The sequence below is a fragment of the Cohnella luojiensis genome (genome assembly GCF_004564235.1).
GTDB classification, from domain to species: domain Bacteria; phylum Bacillota; class Bacilli; order Paenibacillales; family Paenibacillaceae; genus Cohnella; species Cohnella luojiensis.
Genome location: NZ_SOMN01000094.1, coordinates 1 through 1,395, shown reverse-complemented (window position 1 = coordinate 1,395; position 1,395 = coordinate 1). Strand labels below are relative to the sequence as shown.

General features: G+C 44.8%; 1 protein-coding gene. It reads left to right on the top strand.

Annotated elements, in window-relative coordinates:
- The first annotated feature begins 49 nt into the window (after window positions 1-49).
- A protein-coding gene (locus tag E2980_RS23865) for an IS3 family transposase (RefSeq protein WP_135154707.1) occupies window positions 50-1,196 on the top strand; the annotation gives its coding sequence in 2 pieces (ribosomal slippage) (window positions 50-324 and window positions 323-1,196; 1,149 coding nt in all).
- Window positions 1,197-1,395: the final 199 nt, after the last annotated feature.

Below are 1,395 nucleotides of genomic sequence, written 5' to 3'. Positions count from 1 at the left end.
TATAATGCTACATATAATCTAGACAGCAAAAAAGGAGTTTCTTAGTTGTATGACAGGTCCAAGAAGGAAGTTTACACCGGAAGAAAAGGCTCGGATCGTACTGGAAATTCTGAAAGAAGAAAAATCGGTTTCTCAACTCGCAACCGAACATGGCATTCATACTAACGTTATCAATCGATGGAAGTCGGAGGCGATCCAGAATCTCTCACAGTTGTTCGTCGACGATCGTAAAGGCATCACGAAAATGAAACATGATTACGAAAAGCAAATCGATGAACTCTACGCCGAGGTTGGAAAGCTAACCACTCAATTGTCGTGGATCAAAAAAAAATCTGGCCTATAATCTGTCTCGTGAGGAGCGTGTCGACCTCCTAGAATGGGACTGCCCTGAACATTCACTCCTTGTTCAAGCTGATCTGCTCGGCCTTAATCGTAGCAGTCTGTACTATAAGCCAGTCCCTCCCTCTCCGGAGGAAGTTCACCTCAAGCACCGGATCGACGAACTTTATACTGCGCATTCGTTCATGGGTTACCGGACGATCGCTGCCATTATGAATCGGGAAGGAGATCATATCCACAAGAATACAGTCAGACGTTATATGCGTGAAATGGGGATCATGGCGATCTATCCTGGCCCCAATCTAAGTAAGCGGGATCTCCAGCACAGAACCTATCCTTATCTGTTGCGCGGGCTTGCAATCACGCAGCCTGACCAGGTCTGGAGTGTGGATATCACCTATCTTCGCATGAAGAACGGCTGGATGTATCTATACGCAGTCATGGATTGGTATTCAAGGTATATCATTGACTGGCAGATGGATCAAAGCCTCGAAATCGGATTCGTGTTAGAGACGATGAAGAGAGCACTGACGAGACGTAAGCCATCCATTGTTAACAGCGACCAGGGCAGCCACTTTACAAGTCAGCAGTACATTGACCTACTGAAAGAAAACGAAGTTCGCATCAGCATGGATGGCAAGGGACGTGCGACGGATAACATCGTTATTGAACGCTTTTGGCGGAGCCTAAAGTATAATGAAGTCTACATCCACGATTACAACAGTCCGAGAGAGACAAGACAGGGTGTAGAGCGATATATTCATATGCACAATCACTACTTGCCTCATCAATCTTTACAGAGCCATACACCGGCTGTTGTGTATAACCGAAATGTCATCCTGTTTATCGACAAGTGAATAAGGGGAGTCTCTCTTGCCTTCGCTTGGGCTACGCCCTCTACCAATTGCAACCATGAATCACTGGTAATATTTAATAGATCTACCAATCCGAACAGAGATTAAACACTTCTCTAACCCAAGGTCCATACAGATCTTGTGAATGATTTCACACCTTAACTATATCAAAAAAACTGTCTTGACATCTTGTAGCACTATA